Annotated in this window: 25 protein-coding genes and 1 tRNA gene; 9 read left to right on the top strand and 17 right to left on the bottom strand. The window is 68.5% G+C overall.

Annotated elements, in window-relative coordinates; genetic code table 11:
* Positions 1–61: 61 nt before the first annotated feature.
* Positions 62–481: a group 1 truncated hemoglobin gene (locus tag Hbl1158_RS04420; protein WP_234298852.1), complete on the bottom strand. Its 420-nt coding sequence runs from the start codon at positions 479–481 to the stop codon at positions 62–64.
* A gap of 165 nt (positions 482–646) precedes the next feature.
* On the opposite strand from Hbl1158_RS04420, the gene Hbl1158_RS04415 reads away from it, so the two are divergent.
* Positions 647–1,414 carry a DUF5781 family protein gene (locus Hbl1158_RS04415; protein ID WP_234298851.1) on the top strand — a complete coding sequence of 256 codons (768 nt, stop codon included), beginning with the start codon at positions 647–649 and terminating at the stop codon, positions 1,412–1,414.
* A gap of 276 nt (positions 1,415–1,690) precedes the next feature.
* Here the strand turns inward: Hbl1158_RS04415 and Hbl1158_RS04410 are convergent, their stop codons facing one another.
* The gene (locus Hbl1158_RS04410) at positions 1,691–2,320 is read right to left on the bottom strand and encodes a GNAT family protein (protein WP_234298850.1); all 630 of its coding nucleotides are present in this window, start codon (positions 2,318–2,320) and stop codon (positions 1,691–1,693) included.
* A 110-nt stretch (positions 2,321–2,430) separates the two neighbouring features.
* Here Hbl1158_RS04410 and Hbl1158_RS04405 point away from each other — a divergent pair, with 110 nt between their 5' ends.
* The 3 genes from Hbl1158_RS04405 (at position 2,431) to Hbl1158_RS04395 (ending at position 4,034) form a co-directional block, all read left to right on the top strand.
* Positions 2,431–3,150 (top strand): HAD family hydrolase, encoded by a 720-nt coding sequence (locus tag Hbl1158_RS04405; RefSeq protein WP_234298849.1) that lies wholly within the window; start codon positions 2,431–2,433, stop codon positions 3,148–3,150.
* On the top strand, positions 3,147–3,800 hold the full coding sequence (locus tag Hbl1158_RS04400; protein ID WP_234298848.1) for a class II aldolase/adducin family protein: 654 nt from the start codon (positions 3,147–3,149) through the stop codon (positions 3,798–3,800). Before Hbl1158_RS04405 ends, Hbl1158_RS04400 begins: the two co-directional genes overlap by 4 nt.
* A gap of 84 nt (positions 3,801–3,884) precedes the next feature.
* Positions 3,885–4,034 carry a zinc ribbon-containing protein gene (locus Hbl1158_RS04395; RefSeq protein WP_234298847.1) on the top strand — a complete coding sequence of 50 codons (150 nt, stop codon included), beginning with the start codon at positions 3,885–3,887 and terminating at the stop codon, positions 4,032–4,034.
* Between the two features lie 114 nt (positions 4,035–4,148).
* Here the strand turns inward: Hbl1158_RS04395 and Hbl1158_RS04390 are convergent, their stop codons facing one another.
* The 9 genes from Hbl1158_RS04390 to Hbl1158_RS04350 form a co-directional block, all read right to left on the bottom strand.
* Positions 4,149–4,787, bottom strand: coding sequence for a 30S ribosomal protein S7 (locus tag Hbl1158_RS04390; RefSeq protein ID WP_234298846.1), 639 nt, complete (start codon positions 4,785–4,787; stop codon positions 4,149–4,151).
* Complete coding sequence (locus tag Hbl1158_RS04385; RefSeq protein WP_073306653.1) at positions 4,787–5,215, bottom strand: 30S ribosomal protein S12; 429 nt, start codon at positions 5,213–5,215, stop codon at positions 4,787–4,789. Before Hbl1158_RS04385 ends, Hbl1158_RS04390 begins: the two co-directional genes overlap by 1 nt.
* A gap of 187 nt (positions 5,216–5,402) precedes the next feature.
* Positions 5,403–5,861, bottom strand: coding sequence for a hypothetical protein (locus Hbl1158_RS04380; protein WP_234298845.1), 459 nt, complete (start codon positions 5,859–5,861; stop codon positions 5,403–5,405).
* A gap of 162 nt (positions 5,862–6,023) precedes the next feature.
* Positions 6,024–6,449 (bottom strand): NusA-like transcription termination signal-binding factor, encoded by a 426-nt coding sequence (locus Hbl1158_RS04375; RefSeq protein WP_234298844.1) that lies wholly within the window; start codon positions 6,447–6,449, stop codon positions 6,024–6,026.
* Positions 6,450–6,451: 2 nt separating this feature from the next.
* Complete coding sequence (locus tag Hbl1158_RS04370; RefSeq protein ID WP_234298843.1) at positions 6,452–9,184, bottom strand: DNA-directed RNA polymerase subunit A''; 2,733 nt, start codon at positions 9,182–9,184, stop codon at positions 6,452–6,454.
* A complete protein-coding gene (locus tag Hbl1158_RS04365) occupies positions 9,177–12,107 on the bottom strand; it encodes a DNA-directed RNA polymerase subunit A' (protein WP_234298842.1) in 2,931 nt (976 codons plus the stop codon). Before Hbl1158_RS04365 ends, Hbl1158_RS04370 begins: the two co-directional genes overlap by 8 nt.
* Positions 12,108–12,113: 6 nt before the next feature.
* Positions 12,114–13,940, bottom strand: a complete 1,827-nt coding sequence (rpoB, locus tag Hbl1158_RS04360) for a DNA-directed RNA polymerase subunit B (protein WP_234298841.1) — start codon at positions 13,938–13,940, stop codon at positions 12,114–12,116.
* Between the two features lie 3 nt (positions 13,941–13,943).
* Positions 13,944–15,509, bottom strand: coding sequence for a DNA-directed RNA polymerase subunit B'' (locus Hbl1158_RS04355; protein ID WP_234298840.1), 1,566 nt, complete (start codon positions 15,507–15,509; stop codon positions 13,944–13,946).
* Positions 15,506–15,736, bottom strand: a complete 231-nt coding sequence (locus tag Hbl1158_RS04350; protein ID WP_234298839.1) for a DNA-directed RNA polymerase subunit H — start codon at positions 15,734–15,736, stop codon at positions 15,506–15,508. Before Hbl1158_RS04350 ends, Hbl1158_RS04355 begins: the two co-directional genes overlap by 4 nt.
* 290 nt (positions 15,737–16,026) lie before the next feature.
* Here Hbl1158_RS04350 and Hbl1158_RS04345 point away from each other — a divergent pair.
* Positions 16,027–16,099 (top strand) — tRNA-Asp (locus tag Hbl1158_RS04345).
* Positions 16,100–16,304: 205 nt separating this feature from the next.
* Here the strand turns inward: Hbl1158_RS04345 and Hbl1158_RS04340 are convergent.
* Both Hbl1158_RS04340 and Hbl1158_RS04335 read right to left on the bottom strand, forming a co-directional pair.
* The gene (locus Hbl1158_RS04340; RefSeq protein WP_234298838.1) at positions 16,305–16,442 is read right to left on the bottom strand and encodes a hypothetical protein; all 138 of its coding nucleotides are present in this window, start codon (positions 16,440–16,442) and stop codon (positions 16,305–16,307) included.
* Between the two features lie 60 nt (positions 16,443–16,502).
* A complete protein-coding gene (locus Hbl1158_RS04335) occupies positions 16,503–17,648 on the bottom strand; it encodes a DUF853 family protein (protein ID WP_234298837.1) in 1,146 nt (381 codons plus the stop codon).
* 74 nt (positions 17,649–17,722) lie between these two features.
* Here Hbl1158_RS04335 and Hbl1158_RS04330 point away from each other — a divergent pair, with 74 nt between their 5' ends.
* On the top strand, positions 17,723–18,277 hold the full coding sequence (locus Hbl1158_RS04330; protein ID WP_234298836.1) for an Ig-like domain-containing protein: 555 nt from the start codon (positions 17,723–17,725) through the stop codon (positions 18,275–18,277).
* An 18-nt stretch (positions 18,278–18,295) separates the two neighbouring features.
* Here Hbl1158_RS04330 and Hbl1158_RS04325 read toward each other — a convergent pair whose 3' ends face one another.
* A complete protein-coding gene (locus Hbl1158_RS04325; protein WP_234298835.1) occupies positions 18,296–18,607 on the bottom strand; it encodes a HalOD1 output domain-containing protein in 312 nt (103 codons plus the stop codon).
* Positions 18,597–18,785 (bottom strand): hypothetical protein, encoded by a 189-nt coding sequence (locus tag Hbl1158_RS04320; protein ID WP_234298834.1) that lies wholly within the window; start codon positions 18,783–18,785, stop codon positions 18,597–18,599. Before Hbl1158_RS04320 ends, Hbl1158_RS04325 begins: the two co-directional genes overlap by 11 nt.
* Before the next feature lie 175 nt (positions 18,786–18,960).
* On the opposite strand from Hbl1158_RS04320, the gene Hbl1158_RS04315 reads away from it, so the two are divergent.
* Entirely contained in the window at positions 18,961–19,938 is a 978-nt protein-coding gene (locus Hbl1158_RS04315) for a VOC family protein (RefSeq protein WP_234299469.1), read from the top strand.
* Positions 19,938–20,669: a phospholipase gene (locus Hbl1158_RS04310; RefSeq protein ID WP_234298833.1), complete on the top strand. Its 732-nt coding sequence runs from the start codon at positions 19,938–19,940 to the stop codon at positions 20,667–20,669. The genes Hbl1158_RS04315 and Hbl1158_RS04310 overlap by 1 nt, the downstream gene beginning before the upstream one ends.
* Positions 20,670–20,698: 29 nt before the next feature.
* Here Hbl1158_RS04310 and Hbl1158_RS04305 read toward each other — a convergent pair whose 3' ends face one another.
* Positions 20,699–20,875, bottom strand: a complete 177-nt coding sequence (locus Hbl1158_RS04305; RefSeq protein WP_234298832.1) for a hypothetical protein — start codon at positions 20,873–20,875, stop codon at positions 20,699–20,701.
* Between the two features lie 157 nt (positions 20,876–21,032).
* Entirely contained in the window at positions 21,033–21,671 is a 639-nt protein-coding gene (locus tag Hbl1158_RS04300) for a helix-turn-helix domain-containing protein (RefSeq protein WP_234298831.1), read from the bottom strand.
* A gap of 83 nt (positions 21,672–21,754) precedes the next feature.
* Between Hbl1158_RS04300 and Hbl1158_RS04295 the strand changes: the two genes are divergently transcribed.
* Entirely contained in the window at positions 21,755–22,693 is a 939-nt protein-coding gene (locus tag Hbl1158_RS04295; RefSeq protein ID WP_234298830.1) for a Phenylacetic acid catabolic protein, read from the top strand.

The following is a 22,693-nucleotide window of genomic DNA, read 5'->3' as shown; positions in this document are numbered from 1 at the left end:
GAGCCACGTGCCGACCCGCCAGGACGGAACGAACGGTGTCGGTCGACCCTCGCCCGGGACGCTACGGGGCGCTCCAGTTCTCGTCTCGGTGGTTGTCGGCCACGACCTCGTCCCGGAACATGTCGATGATCCCCATCAGCTCTCGCGTCTCCGGCTCCGGGACGCCGACGTGATACAGAGTCGCCTTGATCTCCGTGCGGACCACGTCGAACTCCAGTTCGGTGACCTCGAGTTCTTCGTGAGCCTCGTCCATCTCCCGGCCGGGGTACACCTCCGGCCCGCCGGCGTGCTCGATAGTCCAGGCGGTCACGAGGTACTTGAACCCCGCAGGGTCGTGCGTTTCGTGGAACTCGGCCGTGACGGGGTTCTGATTCGCCGTGTCGTTCTCGAACAGCCGCTCGGTCAGTACGTCCACAGCGCCGGCGATGTCGTACGCGCCGCCCAGGCGCTCGTACAGCGACTCGGATTCCGATTCGCTCATCCGTGCACACGTCCCACCTAATCATCATAATTGTACGTGATGGTTGCGTGCGAAACGCACATCCGTGGATCGGTGCGCGAGGCCGGTACTCGTCCGAGTTGTCCCTCCGAGTCCCGTCGGATCGGCACAAGAGTCATACCTGCCCACCCCATGGTAATTCCACACATGGACATCCGAGTCCGCGGCTCCGTTCCGCCCGATCCCTTTCTCGGGGCGGCGTCGCTGTTCGAGACGGAACGCGACCTCTCGTTGCCCGTGGAGGTCCGGGTTCGCGACAGTCCCGAGGAGCGCACCTGGGCCGGCCACTACGACGACCGCCACGTGCTCAACATCTCGCGACAGGCCGCCACCTCGGCGATGGCGCGCGAACTCGCGCTCCACGAGCTGTCGCACATGGCCCGCTACGAGGAGTCGCACCCCTCGCACCACCAGTCGACGGACGAGGCGCTGTTTCTCGCGCTGTCGGGGGCCTCCGTCGAACGCCGGAAGCTCACGCACTGCTATCAGATCGCGAACCACATGAAGGACGTCTACGCCGACGACATCACCCTCTCGGTGGGGCCGGGCGGGAAGCTCGTCACCTTCCTCGAGTCGCGACTCGCGGCGGCCGTCGCCGACCGACCGCGGGCGCGACCCAGACCGGAGTCCCGGCGACTGACCGCCGGCTCCGACCCCGACATCACCGCCGTCAACGCCGCGTTCGCGCTGGCGATGTGCGAGCGCCACGACCTCGTCGACGACGACCACCGACTGTACGACCTCGCGCACGCGGCGGCCGACGACGCCCCCGACGTCGACGTGTCGGCGTTCACGCGGCTGTTCCGATCGCTCGCGGAGGACCCCTCCGAGTCCGAGTACCGGAAGGCGCTCGTCGACGCCGCCCGCCTGTACGCCGTCGACGCCGACGCCGGCGGACCCGCGGCCGCCGACTGACGCGACGACTCGACGGAGCCGTCGCTCGCTGCCGGATCGAGCCCCACTCGTTCACCGATCGGACGTGCCGGGAGCGCCCGAGAGAGCGGGGCAGGTGTGGCTCGCGAGCCGAACGGGCGCGACCCATCGCCCGTGCTCGTCGGTGGTTCCGTGTTCGTATTTGAACCCTCGGCCGGGTCGTCCGTGCTCGGCAGCGCTGACTCGGCGAGTCGTCACCGGGTGGACAACCGTCCCCGAGCGACCGCTCCACCCGGGACGGTCGCGGACGCAGCGGAATCACTCGTCCGCGTCGGGATACCGAACGGTGGTGCGAGCGCCGCCCGCCTCGCGCCACTCCTCGCGGCTCACCGAGAAGCGGTGGTGGTCCGCCGGCTCGTCGTAGCGTCCCGCGTGGTTGCGGAGCAGCCCCTCGTACCGGCCGCCGTGGCGGTCGACGTACCGGTCGACGGCCCGGCGCGAGCGGTCGTTGTCGCCGTGGATCGGCACCGCTGCGACGCCGATGTCGAGCCGATCGAACGCCACCTCGAGGAGCCCGTCGGCGCGCTCGCCCGAGTATCGCCGCCCCCAGAACGACTCACGGAGCCAGATCGCGGGCAACGCGAGGTCGTTCTCCCACCGACAGATCAGTCCGGCCGTCCCCGCGAACTCGCCGGCTCCCGTCTCGTGCTCGCGCGGCCGGATCGCCCACTCCGCGCGCTCGCGTTCGTCCCAACTGCGCTCGAACTCCGCCAGCCGCTCCTCGGCCTCGCGGAGGGTGTCGACCGGCGACCACGGGAGGTACGCCGTCTCCTCGTCGATCGTCGGGCTCCGGTCGGAGGCGGCCTCGTACAGGGTTCGCGCGTCGACGCGCTCGCGGGAGAGCCGTTCGAGCCTGAGGCGGTCGGTCTCGATGACCTCGGGGAACACGTGTCCGGATGCCGGTTCGGGGAGTATAGCCGTTCCCCCGGTGTGGTCCACGTTCGCGGGTCCGCGCGCGGACGCCAACACCTATGCGGCGGGGGGCCCGAGCGCTCGGTATGACGGTCGACGCCGTGTTGTTCGATCTGGACGACACCCTCTACCCGTACGATCCGTGCAACGAGGCGGGCAAGCGCGCCGCCTTCGAGGCGTACCGCGACCGCGGCGGCACCCTCGACGCCGACGGGTTCGAGGCGAGTCGCGCCCGCGCCCGCCGCGCGACCAAGCGGGAGATACCTGCGACCGCCGCCAGCCACAGCCGCCACATCTACTACACGCGGCTGGTCGACGACCTCCCCGGCCCCTTCGACGCCGGACTGGCGCGCGCGCTCGGCGACGCCTACTGGAACGCGTACCTCGACGAGATGGTCGCCTTCGAGAACGCGCTCGAGACGCTCGCGGCGCTCCGGGAGGCCAACGTCGCCGTCGCGGTCGTGACGAACCTCACGACCCGCGTTCAGCTCCGCAAGCTGGCGCGCCTGGGCGTCGACGAACACCTCGACGCGTTCGTGACCAGCGAGGAGGTCGGCCGGGAGAAGCCCGCAGCACCCGTGTTCACGACCGCGCTGGCCCGACTCGACCGGACGCCCTCGGAGGCGCTCGTCGTCGGCAACTCCCCCGCGAACGACATCGAGGGCGGAAACGCGCTGGGCATGGAGACGGCGCTGTTCAACGGTCCGGACGCCGACATCGGCGGGGGAGACGACGATCTCGGGGAGCTCCGAACGCCCGACCATCGGATCGACTCGCTGTCGGGGGTGACGGAGGTGGCGCTGTGAGCGACGCCGCGCCCGACGTGCTCGCGGACGCCCGCGAGGCGGTCGTCGAGTACGCCCCCGAACTCGCCCGGCTGACGCCCGGCCGGACGGGCAACCTCAGCGTCCGCGACGGCGACCGCTTCGCCGTCACGCCGACGGGCGTCGCCTACGACGCCTTCGACGCCGGCGACGTGCCCGTGGTCGACCTCGACGGCGAGCGCGTCGCCGGCCGGATGAAGCCCTCCAGCGAGGTGCCGATGCACCGCCACATCTACCGCGGCTACGGCTCAGACGCCATCGTCCACACCCACTCGCCGTGGGCAACGACGATGGCGGTGCTCCACGAGGAACTCCCGCCCATCCACTACATGATCGTCTCGGTCGGGAAGCGCGTCCCCGTCGCCGAGTACGCGCCCTACGGCACCGAGGAACTCGCGGCGAACGTCGTCGCCGCCATGGAGGAGGCGAACGCGACGGCGTCGTTCATCGAGAACCACGGTCTGGTCGTCACGGCCGACGACGTCGAGACGGCCCTCGAGCACACGACGCACGTCGAGGACCTCTCCCGGCTCTACCTCCAGTCGTCCGCCGTAGGCGACCCGGTTGAGCTCCTGGAGTCCGAACTCGACACCGCCATCGAACAGTTCGAGGGCTACGGACAGGACGCCTGACCGTCGGCGACTCGACCGGGCGGACACGTCATCGATCGGTGACACGTCGACACGCCTATTCTCTCGGGCGTCGTACGGCCGCCCATGCCGCCCGCGAGCGTACTCACCTGCGACGGCTGCGGCTTCGAGGAACCGACGGGGAGCGACGCGTGGGACCACGTCTCCGACCCGACGCTCGGCAGGCTCACGCGCTGTCCGGAGTGCGGGAGCACGAACGTCCACAACCGCGGCTAGGCGAGGCGACGGGTCGGCCGAGCGCGTGGGGAGCGAGACGCCAGCGTCGCCGACGCCGTCGCTGTCGCTGTCGATTCGATGTCGGGCGTTCGCGACGAAAACGGCGCGAACGGCTCAGCGCGCGGCGGCGGCGACGCGTTCGGTCTCCTCCTTCTGGGAGATCGAGTACGTCTGCACGTCGTATCGCGCGGCACCGATGAGCTGGTCGGCGAGCGCCTCGGAGGCGCTGGTCGTCGTCTTGTAGCTGGAGCCCAGCACGCCCTCGGCGATGAACTTCAGCGACTGGTCGACGCGGCGCTGGGGCGCGACGTCGACCGCCTTCGGGACGGAGATGCCGCCGTACTTCAGGCGGACGGTCTCCTCGCGCGGCGCGGCGTTCTCGACGGCCTCGACGAGCGTCTGCACCGGATTCTCCTCGGTGCGCGCGTGGATCTCGTCGAAGGCGTCGCGGACGATCCGCTGGGCCTGCTCCTTCTTGCCCGTGTTCTCCTCGGTCTGCATCAGGCGGTTGACGAGCCGCTCGACCAGCGAGATCTCGGACTTCTTGAACTGCTTCGAGGCGTGACGCCCCTGCGTGTGGGCGATGGGGGTCACGTTCATGTACCGTCGCGTCGACGGCTCGGAGTACTCGATCTCGGAGACGTCCCACTCGCCGAACAGCAGGGCGTTCTCGACGGCCTGCTCGGAGTCGGCGGGCGCGTCGGGTTCCGGTGCCTCGGCCTCGGCGTCGGCGTCTTGCTCTGACTCGCTCATTATCGGACGGGCTTCTCCGCGTTACCGCGGACGAGTTCGATCATCGACACGCCGTTCACCTTCTCGACCTTGTAGTTGACGCCCGAGAGGTCGCCCATCGCGCGACCCTTCGCGCCGCCGATCCCCGCGATGGTGACCTCGTCGTGCTCGTCGATGAACGAGATCGCGCCGTCGCCCGGGCAGAAGGCGGTGACCTGCTTCCCGTTCTTGATGAGCTGGACCCGGACGCACTTCCGGATCGCCGAGTTGGGCTGTTTCGCCTCGATACCCACCTTCTCCAGGACGATACCGCGGCCCTGGGGGGCACCTTCGAGGGGATCTGACTTCTCCGAGAGACCGCGCTCGCGGCGCGCGTACTCCGAGTCGGACCACCGTCGCTTCTGGCGGTCCTTCTTGAGCTTGCGCGCGGCGTATTTGCCGTTCGCCATCGTAGCACCTCGTTTTCGGCCGAGCTACCTAAGGGTTCCCTTTCGTATGCGGAGAAACGACGTGAGAGGCGATTAGCGGTACCTCTCGCGGGATCTGAGGGAGTCTCACAGATCAGATCACGACTGTAGCGAGCGTTTCGGCCTGGATACGCCTCTCTGCGGGCGTCGCTACCGCGCCGGCCGTCCGCTACATCTCCAGGGAGACGAAGTCGATGTCGTGCGCGCGCATGAACTCGGCGAACTCCGAGACGATGGGCGGCAACGATCCGAATATTCCCCGATCGAAGGCGGCGACGACCACGTCGTCGGCGACGAACCCCGTGAACAGCACCTTGTCGTCAGCGACCTTGATGATCTGGTTCACGTTCGTCGCGTTCATCTCCTGTTCGTAGCTCTCCTTGGCGACGACCTCCATCAGTTCCCCCTGGACCAACTGTTCGCGGTTCTCGGTCCACTCCAGATCCGACCGGAGCCTGACGGGGTCGACCTCGCGGTCGTCGGGGTCGACGACCGCGAAGAAGCGCAGTTTCTCGCCCGCGTGCCGCTCGGTGATTGTGGCCATCTCCTCCGGGATGTCGACGCTCACAACGTCCACCCAAGCCTGTCTGAAAGTAAACGGCGTCGGTCCGACGAGTCCGTCGGTCATCGTCGGAACCGTCCGGTCAGAGGCTACTCCGGTCGGTCCCGATCGCGAGCGTCGCGACGACGACCGTCACCGGAACCGGGAGCGGCTCGGACTGAATCGGCGTCACCCGTACGTCCGTCCGCGTCCGGCCCGAAGAACAGTCGGTGCGTACCCGGGCGACGGTCAGGCTAACTGCACGTCGTCGATGTCGAAGTGGCGCTCGGCCAGCGTTCGCGCCGTCTCGATGTTGCGTCCGTCGGTGCCGATGGCGACGCCGCGGTCGGCGTCGATCACCTCGACGTACGCGACGGTATCGCCCTGATCGCTCACCGTCACGCCCCGCACTGCCGCCGGCGCGAGCGCGTTCGCGACGAACGCCTCGGGCGTGTCGGCGTCCTCGACCAGTTCGACGCTCGCGCCGAGGCGGTCCTCGACGCGGTCGACGGTGCGGCCGCCGGGACCGATCGCCTCGCTCATCTCCCCCGCCGGGAGGAGGAACACGAGGCGGTCGCCGCCGTCGAACACGAGGCAGTCCAGCGGCGCGACGCCGACGAGGTCGTCGAACGTGCCGATGTACCGGCGCGCCTCGTCGGTGATCTCGACGCGCACCGTCAGTCGTCCGCGGACTTCGGGTCGGGCGCAGAGCCCATCCGGAGGTCCACGTCGCCGGTGCCGATCGAGACGGGCTTCCCGACGATGACGTTCTCGATGACGCCGTTGAGGTCGTCCGCCTCGCCGTGGATCGCGGCGTCGAGCAGGTGGTTCACCGTCACCTCGAACGCCGCGCGCGCGAGCACGGAGTCCTTCGACCCGGAGATGCCGTGGCGACCGATCGACTCGACGGTGCCGCGGTTCGTCATGATGTCCGAGACGAGCATCAGGTGGCGGATGTTCACGTCGTCGAGGCCCTGCTCCTCGAGCGTCTCCATTGTCTCGTTGATGATGGTCTCGCGGGCGGCCTCGACGCCGAGCGTCCGGTAGATCTCGTGGATGTTGTTACACGTCGTCCGCGAGGCGTCGACGCCCTCGATCTCCAGGGCGTCGGCGAACGCCGACCCCTCGGTGTAGAGGACGTACTCCTCGTCGCCGTCGTCCACCTCCTCCTTGCGGATGACGACGCGGGTCACCTCCTCGATCCCCTTGAACACGATCTCGCGCAGCTGTTCGACTAACTGGAGCAGCTGGCGGTAGCTCGGCTCGTCGGGGCCGAACTGGATGTTCGTTCCCGAGTGGCGCGTGCTGACGCCCAGCGAGTCCTCGATGGTGTCGGCGACGATACCGGCGACCTCGGTCGGGTCGTCGTGGGTCGGCCACCGCTCCAGCAGCGTCTCCTCGTTGAGGTCGACGCTGACGACCATGTCCGCGACGTTGGTCGACACGTCGCCCAGCGCGAGGATCTTCGTCGCCTCCAGCTGCCAGACGACCTCGTGGGCCTTCTCGCGGTCGGTGGCGTGCTCGTCGTCGAGGTGGACGACCATGATCGGCGTGTCCGGCGTCTTCCGGGCGTCCACCAGCTCGATGAGCCGCGGCAGCCCCTGAGTCACGTCCATCTCCGCGACGCCCGCGTAGTGGAACGTGTTCATCGTGTTGTGTGTGATGACGCCCTCGGCGGTGGTGAACGTCTCCAGTCCCTCGACGGAGAAGTCGTACACGTGCTCGTGGTCGCTCTCGACCGCCTCGATCGAGGCGATTCGGTCCCAGACCACGTCGCAGTCAACTGCCCGTTCGAGGTCGGCGAGCGCTGCTGAGTCGACACCGGCCTCGGTGGCTTCGTCGACGAAGTGGGCGAGGCGATTACGGCCGATCCGCTGGCGGTTGGAGGCAGCGTTCACCTGTCTGCTCGGGATGCCGGCGTCCGCTGCGACCTCCCCAAGCGCGTCACCGAAGTTCGGGATCTGGTCGGTCGCGTCCGGACCGTCCGGGTCGACCGTCGCGGCCAGTTCGGCAAGTTCGTCGCCGCGTTCGCCGACGATTCCGACACGCTCGTTGAACCGCCGGACGTGCTTCGCGGGAATCCGAAGCGTACGCGAGTCATCGGTCTCACCGAGCGTGGCGTAGACGCCGACCCGCGACAGCAGCAGCGCGACACCTGCGGTGAGTCGGTTGCTGACTGAGCTGGCTCGGATCGAGTTCCTTCCCACGTTCCCATCGCCGCTGAAGTAGCCGCGAAGCAGCGCGCGGACGAACTCGTCGGGTGCGCCGAATGCGAAGCCGGGGACGACTTTCTCGCCGCCCTCGGTACACGTCGCACACAGCAGGTCCGCGAGCACCGTCCCGTTCACGCGGATGTCGTAGCTGTCCGCGAAGCCGCTCGTGTTCTCGTACTCGTTCACCGAGAGGTCGAACCGCTCCGCGAACGCACGGACTCGTTCTTGGAACTCGGCGTCGACGTTCGAGACCGACACGTAGTAGTCCGTCAGGTTACCCTCGGCGAGGAACGCGCCGACGAAGAATCCGGTTGTTTCGTCAAGCGGGAGTTCCTCGGGCAGACCGACGTTACCGCCGACAGGGTACGCGTACCCCTCTTCGATCTCGCCAGCGTCGAGCGAGTTCCGCTTGTTGGCGACCTGCTCGTCGCCCACAGGGAACGTCCCGTCCGTGGCCGCCGCACCGCCGTCCGTCAGCGTCGACGTGAACCAGTAGTCCTCGGCCGAGAGGTGTTCACGGACGTCGACCGTCTCCGGTGCGTCCGCGGACGCGCCCACGTCTGCAACGACGGGAAGCCAGTCGCCCTCGTCCAGTTCGTCGCCGGCGACCGGGACGACCTCGTTGTCACGCCGGGTGACGAACGAGTGCGCCTTCGTCGCGCGGATCGTCCGTCCCGACTCCAGTTCGAACCGCAGCAACTCGTCGGGCGTCTCGTGGCGGCTGACCTCCTCGACGGGTTTCCATTCGACCTGCTCGTCCTCGCGGAGGCTCGGGACCTCCAGTTCGTCAGGCGCGAGCGCGACCTCGTGGCCGTCGATCTCGCGAACGTCCTGCGACTCCATGAGCCGGTCGACGAGCGGGCCGATCTCGGTCACGTCCGTTTCACCGCCGCGACGGATGACGACGCGCTCGTCGGCGGGGACGCTCATCTGCGTCCCGGGCTCGCCGATACTCTGAGCGCTCACCGTTCCCACGGGGTCCAGCGGGTCGACGCGCGTGTCGAGGTAGCGCGACTCGGCGGCCTGGGCGATCTCGTTGGCCTGCTCGGCGGTCACGCCGCCGCGGCCGTCGATGTTCTCGTAGATCTCGTTCTTCAGCCGCCGCGGGAGCTCCGTGTCTTCGACGACGAGCGCGATGTCCTCGGTGACCGACTCGTGGGCGTCGACGAAGCGGTCGACCGAGCCGGCGTCAGTCATCGCTCACCCCCACGCCGCCGGCCTTGTCGAGACCGGGCCCGGCGTACTCCGAGAGGTTCGTCGGCGGCTCCTTGCGGCCGAGGAAGCGCTCCTTCTCCTCTTCGGAGGCGAACTCGGCGTCGACGACGCGGTCGGTGATCTGTTCGACGTCGATCGGGCTGTCCTCGTTGGAGGACACCTTCACCGGCGAGGTGCCGTCCTCGCCGAACTCGAACTGGACGATGGTGCCGGAGGTATCCCGCACCGAGCCGTCGTACTGCGCCTCCAGCTCAGAGAGCGCGTTGATGAGCCGGCGCTGGAGGTAGCCGGACTTGGAGGTCCGGACCGCCGTGTCGACCAGCCCCTCGCGGCCGCCCATCGCGTGGAAGAAGAACTCCTCGGGCGTCAGCCCCGAGCGGTAGGAGTTCTCCACGAAGCCGTGCGCCTCGGCCGAGAGGTCGTTCGGCTCGTAGTGGGCGAGCGTTCGGTCCTCGTAGCCGCGGTTGATGCGCTCGCCGCGAACCGCCTGCTGACCGACGCAGCCGGTCATCTGCGTGAGGTTCAGCATCGACCCACGCGCGCCCGAGCGGGCCATGATGACCGCCGGGTTGTCGTCCTCGAAGTGGTCCTCGGCGATCTCGCCCGCGGAGTCGCGGGCCTTGCCGAGCGTCTGCATGATCTTCATCTCCAGCGTCTCGTCGACGCTGCGACCGGGCAGGCTCTCGAGTTCGCCCGCGTCGTACGTCGCGATCAGCTCCTGGACGCGCTCGTAGGCCGAGCCGATCGCCTCGTCGACCTGCTCGTTCGCCTCCGGCGGGATCGACTCGTCGTCGATGCCCAGCGAGAAGCCGAAGTGCATGATGGCGCGCATCGCCAGCGACGCCACCTCGTTGACGAACACGCGGGCGCGGGTCTTCGAGTAGACCTTCGTCAGCGTGTCGACGATCTCCCCGCCGAACCCGCCGACCGCGTCCTCGTCGATGGTCCCCTCGACGAGCTGGCCGTTCTCGATCCGGACGGTGTCGCCCGCCGAGGACGTGAACTCGAGGTTCAAGTCGTCCGGCAGCAGCTCCGAGAACACCGTCCGACCGGTCCAGACGGGCTCGCCGGCGTCGTTCGTCCCGTCCGGCTCCGGAAGCTCGTCGACCGAGGTCGCCCGGAGCAGGTCAAGCGCCTGCGTCTCGGTGAACTCGGGGTTGTCGTGGGTCAGCAGGTACGTGCCCGAGATGTGGTCCTGGATCGCGCCGATGATGTTCTCGCCGAAGCGCGGCGAGAGCATCTGCTCTTGCACGCGCATGAGGACGCGCGCCTCCGCGCGGGCCTCCTCGTTCTGGAGCGCGTGCATGTTCATCTCGTCGCCGTCGAAGTCGGCGTTGTACGGCGGGCAGACGGTCGTGTTCAGCCGGAACGTCTTGTACGGCATGACCACGACCTCGTGGGCCATGATCGACATCCGGTGCAGCGAGGGCTGCCGGTTGAAGATCACGATGTCGCCGTCGACGAGGTGCCGGTTCACCTCCCAGTCGGCCTCGACCTTCTCGGCCAGCTCCTCGCAGTTCTTCTCGGTCACCTTCAGCCGGCGACCGTCGGGGCGCTTGACGTAGTTCGCGCCGGGGTGGGCCTCCGGGCCGTTGCGCACGTACTGGCGCGCGCGGTCGAGGTTGCGCTCGGAGACGTTCATCACCTGCGTCATCTCCTCGGCGACCCGCTCGGGGACGCCGACCTCGTTCAGGCTAAGCGTGGGGTCGGGGCTGATGACGGTCCGCGCGGAGAAGTTCACGCGCTTCCCGGACAGCGAGCCGCGGAAGCGACCCTCCTTGCCCTTGAGGCGCTGAGAGAGCGTCTTCAGCGGTCGGCCCGAGCGGTGACGCGCCGGCGGCGTGCCGGAGATCTCGTTGTCCACGAACGTCGTCACGTGGTACTGGAGCAGCTCCCAGAGGTCCTCGATGATGAGCTGGGGCGCGCCGGCCTCGCGGTTCTCCATGAACCGCTGGTTGATCCGGATGATGTCGACCAGCTTGTGGGTGAGGTCGTCCTCCGAGCGCTGGCCGTTGTCCAGCGTGATCGAGGGGCGCGTCGTGACCGGCGGCACGGGGAGCACGGTCAGGATCATCCACTCCGGTCGCGACTTCTGAGGGTGGATGCCCAGCGGCTCGAGGTCCTCGTCGGGGATGTCCTCGAACCAGTCGCGGATGTCGCTGGGCATCAGCTTGTTCATGTCCTCGATAGTGAGGTCGATGTCGAGGGCCCGCTCGATCGCCTTGCGGTCCTCCTTGCGCGGGCGGAACTCCCCGGAGAGGATGTCGTTGATACGGTCGAGCGCGATGTCCGTCTCGTCGGCCAGATCCATCGGGGACATCGCCTCGGCGTCCTCCTCCTCGTCGGGCTGCATCGCGCGGGTGATGATCTCGGAGTAGTCCCCCGAGAGCACGTCCTGCACCTCGTAGTAGGTGGTCGGCTTCTCGTGTTTGATGTCCGCCTGCGGCTCGCCGCAATGCGGGCACGTGCTCGCCTTGCGGGCCTGCCGGACCGCCGACTTCAGCACGTCCGTCGGGTCGCCGCCGAGGTCCTTCGTCCGCTGGAGCTTGTCCTTGTACTCCTCCTTCTCTTCGGCGGTGAGCGCGAGGCGACCGCAGTTACGGCAGGTCGCGCGCAGCAGCCGACGGATGAGCTTGGTGAAGCCGACGTGGATGACGGGCGCGGCCAGTTCGATGTGGCCGAAGTGCCCGTTACACGACCCGGAGTGCTTGCCGCAGGTGCGACACTCCAGTCCGGGGTCGATGACGCCCAGCCGCGGGTCCATCAGCCCCATGTCGATGGGGAAGCCGTCGTCGTCGTAGGTGTCCGCGGTGATGACCTTCGTCGCGGACATGTCCCGATACGTCTCCGGGTCCATGAGCCCGAAGTTGATGCCGCCGATCTCTTTGGGTGTTTGTCCTGCCATAGTGTGTTAGACCGCGTCCTCCAGTTCGAGGGTGGGCCGAATGCCGAGCGCCTTCATCTCGTCGAGCAACAGCTTGAACGCGTAGCTGATCTCCATCTCGTGGATGTCGTCCTCGTCGCCCGTGATGGGGTCGTAGATCCGACGCTGCTCCACGTCCTCGACGGCCACCATCCCCGTCTCCTCGGAGATGTACACCGTCTCCTTGTCGGAGGCGTCGAGCAGGCGCTCCTTCAGCGCCATCGCCGCCCCGTGTCCGATGAGCACCTCGCGCTCCATCTCGCCGACGCGGAGGCCGCCCTCGCGGGCACGCCCCTCCGTCGGCTGGCGGGTGAGCACCTGCACGGGTCCGCGCGAGCGGGCGTGCAGCTTGTTGCTCACCATGTGGTACAGCTTGTGGTAGAAGATCGTCCCGACGAAGATCTCTGCCTCGATCTTCTCGCCGGTGACGCCCGAGTACATGACCTCCTTCCCGGAGGACTTGTAGCCGTGCTCCTCCAGCGAGTCGCGCAGTTCCTCCTCGTCTTCGCCCTGGAACGCCGTCCCGTCGACGCGGCGGCCCTCCAGCGAGCCGACCTTGCCGCCGAGCATCTCCAGCACGTGGCCCACCGTCATCCGCGACGGGAGCGCGTGCGGGTTGAGCACCAGGTCGGGAACGAGGCCGTCCTCGGTGAACGGCATGTCCTCCTGCGGGGCCAGGTGGCCGACGACGCCCTTCTGGCCGTGCCGGGACGCGAACTTGTCCCCGAGCTCGGGGATCCGCTCGTCGCGAACCGAGACCTTCGAGAGCTTGGATCCGTCCTCGCCCTCCATCAGCGTCACCGTGTCGACGACGCCGGACTCGCCCGAGCGCATCGTGACGCTGGTCTCACGCCGCTTCTGCGGGGAGAGGCCGCCCATGTCGTCGGGCTCCTCCAGGAACCGCGGCGGCGACGTCTTTCCGAGCAGCACGGAGTTCTCGTCCACCTTCGTCTCGGGGTTGACGAGGCCGTCCTCATCGAGGTGCGTGTACGCGTCCTCGCCGCGAGCGCCGCGCACGTCCTGGGAGGGGACCTCGAAGCGGTCCTCCTGGCCGCCGGGGTAGCGGCGCTCCTCGCCCTCGTAGGTGCGGAAGAAGTGCGAGCGCTGCATCGCGCGGTCGACGCTCCCCTTGTTCATGACGAGCGCGTCCTCGATGTTGAATCCCTCGTAGGACATGACCGCGACGACGAAGTTCTGCGCCGCGGGGCGCTCGTCGAACCCGATCTGTTCGGTGGTCTGGGTCTTGACCATCGACAGCTGCGGGTAGTGCAGGAGGTGCTGGCGCGTGTCCGGCCGGATGCGGTAGTTCGCCGACGGCAGCCCGAGCGACTGCTTCATCATCCCCGCCCCCATCGTAATCCGGGGCGAGGCGTTGTGCTCGGGGTACGGGATCATGCCCGCGCCGATGCCGAAGATGAGCTGCGGGTCGATCTCCAGGTGCGTCGTCTTGGGTCCGACGTCCTCCTCGTCGGTGGCGACGAGGATGTCCTCCTCCTCCTCGGCGTCGATGAACTCGACGATGCCGTGGTCGACGAGGTCCTCGAACTCGATCTCGTCGTTCTCGACCGCCTCGATCGTCTCGTCGTCGAGCAGCGGCTCGCCGTTCTCGACGACGATGAGCGGCCGGCGAGCGCGGCCGGCGTCGGCGTTGACGATGACCTCGTTGGTCCGGTCCTTCACCGAGACGTTCACCATGTCGGAGACGTCGCCGCGTCGGCGCGCCTCTCGGATCTGTGTGGCGAGCTGGTTCGGGTCCGGGTGGGTCCCGACCAGGCTCCCGTTGACGTAGACTTTCGCTTCTCGTGTGCTTGCCATGTGTTAGTCGTCCGCGGATGCGCGGTCAACGCCCTCGATGCCAGGGATTCCCTCGACACCCATGGACGCGAGTTCTCGCTTCAGTCCCTGTTCGTCCTCGATGTTCTGGGAGAGCTCCATCGCCTGGGCGAAGTTCTTCACCAGGCCGCAGTTCGGTCCCTCCGGCGTCTCCGAGGGGCAGATGCGACCCCACTGGGTCGCGTGCAGGTCGCGCGCCTCGAAGTGCGGCTGCGACCGCGACAGCGGCGAGCGCAGGCGGCGGAGGTGCGACAGGACGCCCATGTAGTCCGTCCGGTCGACGAGCTGGGAGACGCCCGAGCGGCCGCCAACCCAGTTCCCCGTCGCGATGGGGTGTTCGAGCCGTTCGGTCAGCACGTCCGAGCGAACCACGGTGTTGACGGTGAGCTGCCGGTTGCGCATGTTGGCGCGCTCGAGCTGGTACTTCACGTCGCGGGCCAGCTTGTTGAGCGCCGTCCGGAACAGGTCCGTCATCAGGTCGCCCGAGACCTTGAGGCGCTTGTTGGCGTAGTGGTCCTTGTCGTCGGACTCCCGGCGGTCGAGCGCGAGCTCGAAGCACGCCTCGGCCATCCGGCAGAGGTAGTACGCCTTGTTGATGCGGACGTCCTCCTCCTCGACGCCCTCCTCGTGGAGGTGCGGCAGGAGGTAGCGGTCGATGACGTAGTTGGCCCGCTTGAGCTGGTAGTTCTTCCCCTGGCCGGAGGCGACGCGCTCGCCGAGGGTCTCGATGGCCTCCTCCTCGGTCTGCACGTCGGCCTCCTCCAGGTTCTCCAGCATGAACTTGACAATCTCCGGGTCGTCGGAGACGCGGTGGACGATCTCCTCGTCGGACTCCAGCCCGAGCGCGCGAACGAGCGTGACGAAGTTGACCGAGCCGGAGACGGAGGGGAACGAGACCTCGAGCAGCCCCTCGCGGTTGCGCTCGCAGAGGACGAGCGCGCGGTACCCCCGGCGCTGGGAGAACGTCTTGGCGACCTGGATCTCGTCGCCGTACTTCGAGTCGTACTCGGCGAGGATCTTGTTGGGCGCGAGGTCCTCGCTGGTCATGAGCACGCGCTCGGAGCCGTTGACGATGAAGTAGCCGCCGGGGTCGACGGGGTCCTCGCCGATCTCGATGAGTTCCTCGTCGGAGAACCCGGAGATGTTGCACTTGTCGGAGCCGACCATGATCGGCATCCGGCCGACCTTCGTCTCGGTCTGGTCGACGACCGTCTCGGGCTCGTCCTCGCCGCCGCGGATGATCTTCATCTCCATGAAGACCGGGGCGGCGTAGGTGATGTTGCGGAGGCGCGCCTCCTGCGGGTACAGCAGTTCCTCGGAGCCGTCGGCCTCGCGGACGCGCGGGGTCGTCATCCGCACGTCGCCGAGTTCGACGTAGACGGGCTCCTGTCCTTCCTTGTCGCCGATGTCCGTCTCGATCGTCTCCTTCTCGTCGACCACGCGCTGCATGCCGCGGCCGAGGAAGTTGTTGAACGAGCGGAAGTGGTGCTCCGCGAGTCGCTCCTGGGAGAAGTACTCCCGGGAGACGGAGCGGCGGCTCTCCCTGTTCATTCTACCACCAGCCGGTAGGTGACGGCCGTATCGGTGGTCCGGGAGTCCCGTTCGATGCGGACGACATCGCCGGCTTCGGCCTCGTTCGAGAGCGCCGGGTCGGTTCGCTTGATCTTCGGGAGATCGGTGCGTTTGACGTTATACTCCTCGAGCACCTCCTCGACGTCGTCGGGGTCGTCGAGGAGCGTGTGATCTGGCACGAGTTCGTGTTCGCTTACGTTTACCATGGCTTGATGAGATTCGTGGTCGCGCGCGGCCGTCCTCGGTTGGGAGAAGTCTTCACGAGATACTACGGTTGTATATACGACCCGACCACATAACGCTTGTTAAACGGGTTGGGGACCGACGGCTGGCGACCACACCGCTCGCACGAATAGCTCATCAGTTTCCGTGACTATGAACGTTACGGCGCACGGTATCGCGGGACACGGACGGGTTCGATAACAAGCCTTAATTATCTACCCGGGGAATGAGAGAGTACGCAGAGGCGAGGTGGAAACCCGCCGACGCGATGCACGCCCGGATGGTGTAGTGGCCCATCATACGACCCTGTCACGGTCGTGACGCGGGTTCAAATCCCGCTCCGGGCGCTTCTTCGACTCGCACCGTGAACGAGGAGCGTAGCGACGAGTGAACCGCGAGTCGAGAACGTATTTGAGCGGATTTGAACACCAACAGTCGCAGCCCGCGCAGCCGAGCGCGAGCGAGGCGAGCAGGACCGTCTGTGCAGGGTCAAATCCCGCTCCGGGCGCGTTCTGGTGCCGCCAACCGACGAGCGAGCCGTGTGAGGGGCGTTCAGATGACGACGAGTACCAACGCGACGAGGAATCCGAGCGCCATCACCAGCAGTACCGCCATAAACACGCCGAGCACCGGCTTCTCGACCGCGCCGGCGAGGAGACGCTCCGACACCGACCGGTCCTCGCCGCTCACGGCAGAGTCACGTCCATGTCGGGAGTTCGTCGGCGACGCGGTTAAACCTGGAGTTCGGACTCACGAGCCCCGATCCGCGCGGATCCGACTCGCCCGGGGACTCGCCCCGCCGTCGGGCGTCCGACGTTCGCGGACCCGAACCGTCGTCGCCGTCGCCGCGCCGTCGTCGACGACGAGCGCCTCGCCGACCCCCTCGGGGAGCCGATCGGCGAGGTCGGAGCCGATCGAACCCGGTCGAGCCGCGGCGAGTGCGTCCACGTCGTCGCCGGCGTGAAGCCGGTGGGCGATCAGGAGGTCCGCCTGCGAGACGGCGGCCGACGGGAGCGCCGCGGGTCGCTGGGTGGCACACACGAGCGACACGCCCGGGGCTCGCCCGCGCGTCAGGAGCGTCCGGAGGGCCGCGCCGGCGACGCCGTCGAAGAAGGCGTGCGCCTCGTCGACGAACAGCCACGGAAGCCGACGGATCCCGTCGGTGACGCGCGCCTCGTACAGCCCCCGAGCGACCGCCGCGCACACGGCGTCGGCCGCGGCCGGCGCGAGCGCCGAGCAGTCGAGCACGGTCGGACCGCCGGCCACGAGGTCGGCGGGGACGAGCCCCTCGGGATCGAACACGCCCCACTCGGCTGCGAGCGCGAGGTGCGTCTCGGCGGCCCGTCGGGCGGCGCGCGTCGCGTCCGCGTCGGCGACGCGGTCGATCGCCGCCGTCGGAGTCGAGCGATCGGATTCGGCGATGGCCCGCCAGACGAGCGATCCCGCGGGGCCGGCGGGGTCGAGCCCGAGGAGGTCGGGCCACGCTGATGCGGGGATCGCGTCGGGCCGAACCCGGGGCTGCCGGCGAACCGTCCCGTCGGCGTCGGCGAGGCCGGAGAGCGCCCCCATCGGGTCGATCACGACCGGCGCGACGCCGTCCGCCGCGTCGACGCCCTCAGCCAGGACCGCCAGCGTATGCGTCTTCCCCGATCCGCGCTTCCCGACCACGAGCGCGGCGTGTGGTCGATCTACGTCGACCCCGACGTGCGATCCGAGGCTCCCGTCGCGCGCGAGAAACCGCCCGAGCGGAGCGACCGGTTCACCGACCGGAGCGGCCGGTCCACTACGCGGAGCGACCGGTCCGCCGGATGATTCGCCTCCGGCGGCGTCGCCGCCGTACTCACGGTCGGTCCGTCCGTCCCCGTCGCGGCCGTCCCCTCGTCCGATGACGTGCACGCTCCCGCTGGTCGCGCGTTCGGCGATAAACGCTCGTGTGAAGGTTCAAATACGGAACCGCCTCCAGCCACCCCATGTCCACCGACCGACGCGGCCGCCCGTTCGACGGTCTCGGCGACAGCCTCTGTCGATCGCCCGACGACTTCGGCGACACCCTCCGCGGAATCGTCGCCGATCAGTACACCTGCCTCGCGGAACTCCGGCGCGACGACCGCGCGATCGAGGGGCTTCCGGTTCGGCTCGTCATCGCGCTCGTCGTCGGCGTCGCCTGCCTCAGCGTGATGCTCAACATGATCAGCGGCGTGCAGGGGCTCGCCGTCGCCGAACTCGACGTGCGGCCGGAGCCGGAGGTGACGACGCCGGGCGAACAGGACCTGACGCTGACAGTCGTCGATCCGGACGGTCGTCCGGTCGCCGGCGCGACCGTCGTCGTCGCCGGCGACACCGCCCGCCTCGACGGAGTTGCGACCGCTCGAACCGGCGACGACGGGGTCGCGACAGTGACGGTCGATCCGACGCTCGGCCCCAACCGCGAACAGGGGACGCTCTCGATCGACATCAAGCCGCCCGCGGGCGACCGATACGAGGACAGGCGCGGGAACACACGGGTGCTCGTCGTCGAGTCGTGACGCCCCGCCGACCGGCCATCACGCCTCCGAATCGAGGGGAGAGACCGCGATCCGTCCCTCCGCCTCGACCCGGACGTGGTGATCCAGGTAGGTGAACTCTATCGCCACGTCGTCGGCGTCGTGTGAGCCGCGGCAGAGTCGATCGACGGCGGCCGTGTCGATCACCTCGAACAGCGGGTCGTGCGACATCGAGCTGGCGTCGCGGATCGCCGCGGTCACCTCGACGACCGCCACCGTAGCGGTGACCGCCTCCGGATCGAACTCCGCCGAGTAGCGTTCCGTCTCGGGGTCGTAGTCGACGTCGATGTCGCTCGGCCGGTCACTCGGCATCGGCTCCCCCGAGCGATATCTCGGGTGTGACCGCGGTACGTGGTCGGGAATCGGTATTCCGTTTCCGGTCGGTCGCCGTGACATCGACCGGGACGGAGGGCCGAGCGGTGACGATGGCCGCGAGGAGGTCAGCTCGGAGGATATCGTGCGGAGAACCGCTGCCGTCGGCGATGTCCATGTTGGTGAATAGCACGATCGGGAGTTGACTCTTTCGGAACGGACCGAATACCGATCGGCCGTCCTCGACGGCCCCGAGAGAGCGCACCGCCACGCGAGCCGAGTATCGAGGGATCGACGCGCCGTTCGTCAGCCGCGGGGGCTAACACCATCGAGGACGCATGACCGATCACCGGATGCTCACCGACACCCCCGGGATCCACCACGTCACGTCGATGGTCGGCGACGCGCAGGCGAACCTCGAGTTCTACGTCGAGGCTCTCGGTCTCCGCCTCGTCAAGCGTACTGTCAACCACCAGGACGTGCTCCGGTATCACCTCTACTACGGGAACGGCGCGGGCGACCTCGGGACCGTGTACACCTGCTTTCCGTACCCGAACGAGCCGCCCGGGCGACGCGGCCGCCCGCAGATCACGGCGACGGCGTTCGCTGTGCCCGAGGACGCACTCGACTACTGGGCCGACCGGCTCGCGACCCGCGGCGTCGACGCCGAGCGCGTCGATCGGTTCGACGAGTCCGCCCTCCGCTTCGAGGACCCCGCCGGCACTCGGCTCGAACTCGTCGCCGACGATCAGCCGGTCGAGCCGTGGGCGGGGAGCCCGGTCCCCGAGCGCGCCGCGATCCGCGGCGTCCACGGGGTCACGATGCTCCCGACGAACCCCTTCGCGACCGCGAGCGTCCTCGACACGCTCGGGCTCGAACTCGTCGGCGAGGCGGGCGACCGCGTCCGGTACCGCGCCGGCGGCGACCACGCGACCGTGGTCGACCTGCTCGACCGCGACGCCGGGTTCGCCCGCGAGGGCGTCGGGAGCGTCCACCACGTCGCGTTCCGGGTCGCCGACGCCGACGAACTCAGAGAGTGGCACGACCTGTTCCGCGAGCGGGACATCGAGGTCTCCCGGATCCGAGACAGACACTACTACCAGGCGATCTACGTGCGCGAGCCCGGCGGGATCCTGATCGAACTGTCGACGGAGTCACCGGGGTTCGGGGTCGACGAGGACGAGTCCGCGTTCGGCCAATCGCTCGTCCTCCCGCCGTGGGCCGAGGAGGACCGCGGGATGATCGAGGACCAACTGCCCCCGCTCGACGTGCCCCGCGTCGGTCGCGACGGCGACGGCGGTGGCGACAGTAACGGCGACGGAGACGCGTGATGTTTCCCGGAGGACGCCTCCCGTCGGATCTCCCGGGACCGCACGCCGGCCGCCCGGTCGTCACCGCGGGCGCGCCCCGCGGCGGGGCCGAGGCGGCGGTCGTCGCGCTCCACGGCCGCGGCGCGACCGCACAGGGGGTGATCAACCTCCTCGACCCGCTGGCGGACCACGGCCTCGCGTTCGTCGCGCCCCACGCCGACCGGAGCCGGTGGTTCCCGTATGCGGCCGACGAGCCCCGCGAGCGCAACGAGAGACACGTCGCGAGCGCGGTCGCGGTCGCGTCGACGACGCTCTCGGCGACTCAGGAGCGACTGGCCCTGCCGCCCGAACGGGTGCTCCTGCTGGGCTTCTCACAGGGCGGGTGCGTCGCCGCCGAGTGCGCCGCTCGCGAGGGCGGTTCACACCCGGTCGCCGTCCTCAACGGGACCCTCCTCGGACCGACAGTCGCCGGCGATGACCGAACCGACGACGGCGACGGAACGGAGGTGGACAGCGCCGGCGACGACGACCGAGGGGACTACCAGGGCGACCTCGCCGGGACGCCGGTCCTCGTCGCCGGCGGGGCGGACGACGAGCGCGTGCCGCCCGCTCGCCTCCGCGCGACGGCGCGAGTGCTCCGGGACCTCGGCGGCGACGTGACCGAACGCGTGTACGACGGCGTCGGTCACCACGTCGTCGACGGGGAGTTCGAGTGGGTCGAACGGGTACTCGCGAACGCGCGGGAGGAGTAGAATCGACTCGAATCGACTCAGTCAGCCGGCTATCGCATCCGGTCCAGCGAGTGGACCGTATCCGACATCAGATACGACTCCGACGACCGGCCGTCGGTGATCTCCAGGGCGTCGAACGTCTCCCGACCGTCGTCGACGGTGATCCGGTAGGCGTGGCTCGACAGCGGTACGTGCCGGTCGGCGGGATCGAACTCGTGACTCGTCACAGCATCGGTTCCCATCGCACGGGTATAACCAGCGCGATTCGCGCGTCAGAGCCCCGAATGAGCCGCTTTACAGCGGTTTGAGAATCGGCAGGAATCGCCGCGTCGCCGTCCGCTTGCGATTCGAACCGGGTCGAAGATCGCTCGATCCGACGAGCGGTCACTTCCCGAACAGCTCTCCGTAGAGCGTCGCCTCCGCGCGTCGGAGGCGCTCCAGGAAGGCGCTCTTGGAGACGCCCAGTTCGGCGGCGACGGCCTCGGAGCTCGCCTCCCGCGGCACGGCGAAGTAGCCGGCGTCGGCTGCGGCGCGAAGCGCCTCCGCCTGCGGCGGGGTGAGACCCAGTCGCTCGGCCACCGGCGACTCCTCCTCGCGCAGCGGGTACGTCCGCGCGAGTCTGACGCCGACCGTCTCGCCGGCGGTCGTCATCACCCCGCGCAACACCTCGTGGCCGACGACCGCGCCCGACACAGTCGCGTCGCCCGCGCGGTAGGTCACGTCCTCCACGAGGAGGCCGGCCGAGACGAGTTCGTGAACGACGCAGGGGTGTTTCGAGAGACAGCGGAAGGTGTCGCGCTCGTCGGTCCGCGATCGGTGCAGGTACCGGATCCGGTCGTCGGCGTCGAGCGCGGCCCCGAGGTCGTCGGTCCGCGGTGCGCCGAACCGGAGGAGGACGTTCCCGTCGTCGCGCAACTGCGGCGGCTCCGCACGCACCCGCGTCCCCGTGGCCGCCGTCGCCTCGGCGAGGGGGCAGTCGTCGCCGCTCACGCGGACCTCGACGGCGAGGCACTCCTCGATCATGCGGTCAGTCCGCACGATTGCTATATAAAACACCCGTATGTACGGGTGAATCGGTAAGTGCGACAACGATAACGAACGATCATATGGATCTCGACGAGGTGAGAGCCCGGGCCGGGCCGCGACAGTTCGGCCCGAACGACGACATGCCCGAGGAGTACCGCGTTCGGGCGACGCGGATGATCCAGTTCCACGCGAACAGCGAGGTGATGGGCGGGTACCTCGACAAGGAGTTCACCCGACACGCGCCGTCGCTGGACCGGAAGCTGGCGAACACCGCGAAGGTGCAAGACGAGATCGGCCACGCGCAACTGCTGTACCGGGCCGCCGAGACGCTCGGCGTGAAGACGCGTGACGAGATGCTCGAGGAACTGCAGGCGGGCGAGGGGAAGTTCCTCAACTGCTTCCACTACCCGGTCGACTCGTGGTACGAGGCACCGATGATCGACTTCTTCGTCGACGGCGGCGCGATGCGCCGGCAGGCGACCCTGAAACGGACGAGTTGGACCCCGTACGCCCACGCGATGGACAAGGTCTGTTTCGAGGAGGGGTTCCACGTGAAACACGGCGAGTCGATCCTCCGGGAGTTGATGCGGGGGTCGAAGGCGACCCAGGAGCGCACCCAGGAGATCTTCGAGGAGTGGTGGCCCCGCATCCTCCAGTTCTTCGGGCCGACGAACGACGAGTCGACTCACGACGGCTTCGCCCAGGAGGTCGGCCTGAAGACGACCTCAAACGACGAGCTTCGGAACTCGTTCCTGAACATGTACATCCCGAAGGCCGAGAAGTACGGCCTCGAGATTCCGGAGTACCCGCGGATCTTCGAGCGCGACGACGGGACGATGGCCGTCCGCGAGGACGACCTCGACTGGGACGAGTTCTGGGCCATCGCGAGGAACGACTACGAGGGGAGCCGCGAGCAGATCGGCTCGCGCGCCCGCCGACAGGAGGCCGTCGAGTGGGTCCGCGACAGCCTCGAGAGCTGGGAGGACGGCGCGGCGGGAGCGCCGCAGGCGGCCGACTGA

The sequence above is a fragment of the Halobaculum sp. CBA1158 genome, from assembly GCF_021431925.1.
Lineage (GTDB): Archaea > Halobacteriota > Halobacteria > Halobacteriales > Haloferacaceae > Halobaculum.
The sequence above is the reverse complement of the archived record's forward strand: the minus strand, read 5'-3'. Positions and strand labels throughout refer to the sequence as shown.

What these genes read in the sequence shown, in the direction of transcription:
- Hbl1158_RS04420 (WP_234298852.1), bottom strand. Translation starts at nt 481, where the DNA reads ATGAGCGAATCGGAATCCGAGTCGCTGTACGAGCGCCTGGGCGGCGCG.
- Hbl1158_RS04415 (WP_234298851.1), top strand. Translation starts at nt 647, where the DNA reads ATGGACATCCGAGTCCGCGGCTCCGTTCCGCCCGATCCCTTTCTCGGG.
- Hbl1158_RS04405 (WP_234298849.1), top strand. Translation starts at nt 2,431, where the DNA reads ATGACGGTCGACGCCGTGTTGTTCGATCTGGACGACACCCTCTACCCG.
- Hbl1158_RS04395 (WP_234298847.1), top strand. Translation starts at nt 3,885, where the DNA reads ATGCCGCCCGCGAGCGTACTCACCTGCGACGGCTGCGGCTTCGAGGAA.
- Hbl1158_RS04390 (WP_234298846.1), bottom strand. Translation starts at nt 4,787, where the DNA reads ATGAGCGAGTCAGAGCAAGACGCCGACGCCGAGGCCGAGGCACCGGAA.
- Hbl1158_RS04385 (WP_073306653.1), bottom strand. Translation starts at nt 5,215, where the DNA reads ATGGCGAACGGCAAATACGCCGCGCGCAAGCTCAAGAAGGACCGCCAG.
- Hbl1158_RS04380 (WP_234298845.1), bottom strand. Translation starts at nt 5,861, where the DNA reads ATGACCGACGGACTCGTCGGACCGACGCCGTTTACTTTCAGACAGGCT.
- Hbl1158_RS04370 (WP_234298843.1), bottom strand. Translation starts at nt 9,184, where the DNA reads ATGACTGACGCCGGCTCGGTCGACCGCTTCGTCGACGCCCACGAGTCG.
- Hbl1158_RS04365 (WP_234298842.1), bottom strand. Translation starts at nt 12,107, where the DNA reads ATGGCAGGACAAACACCCAAAGAGATCGGCGGCATCAACTTCGGGCTC.
- rpoB (WP_234298841.1), bottom strand. Translation starts at nt 13,940, where the DNA reads ATGGCAAGCACACGAGAAGCGAAAGTCTACGTCAACGGGAGCCTGGTC.
- Hbl1158_RS04355 (WP_234298840.1), bottom strand. Translation starts at nt 15,509, where the DNA reads ATGAACAGGGAGAGCCGCCGCTCCGTCTCCCGGGAGTACTTCTCCCAG.
- Hbl1158_RS04350 (WP_234298839.1), bottom strand. Translation starts at nt 15,736, where the DNA reads ATGGTAAACGTAAGCGAACACGAACTCGTGCCAGATCACACGCTCCTC.
- Hbl1158_RS04330 (WP_234298836.1), top strand. Translation starts at nt 17,723, where the DNA reads ATGTCCACCGACCGACGCGGCCGCCCGTTCGACGGTCTCGGCGACAGC.
- Hbl1158_RS04325 (WP_234298835.1), bottom strand. Translation starts at nt 18,607, where the DNA reads ATGCCGAGTGACCGGCCGAGCGACATCGACGTCGACTACGACCCCGAG.
- Hbl1158_RS04320 (WP_234298834.1), bottom strand. Translation starts at nt 18,785, where the DNA reads ATGGACATCGCCGACGGCAGCGGTTCTCCGCACGATATCCTCCGAGCT.
- Hbl1158_RS04315 (WP_234299469.1), top strand. Translation starts at nt 18,961, where the DNA reads ATGCTCACCGACACCCCCGGGATCCACCACGTCACGTCGATGGTCGGC.
- Hbl1158_RS04310 (WP_234298833.1), top strand. Translation starts at nt 19,938, where the DNA reads ATGTTTCCCGGAGGACGCCTCCCGTCGGATCTCCCGGGACCGCACGCC.
- Hbl1158_RS04300 (WP_234298831.1), bottom strand. Translation starts at nt 21,671, where the DNA reads ATGATCGAGGAGTGCCTCGCCGTCGAGGTCCGCGTGAGCGGCGACGAC.
- Hbl1158_RS04295 (WP_234298830.1), top strand. Translation starts at nt 21,755, where the DNA reads ATGGATCTCGACGAGGTGAGAGCCCGGGCCGGGCCGCGACAGTTCGGC.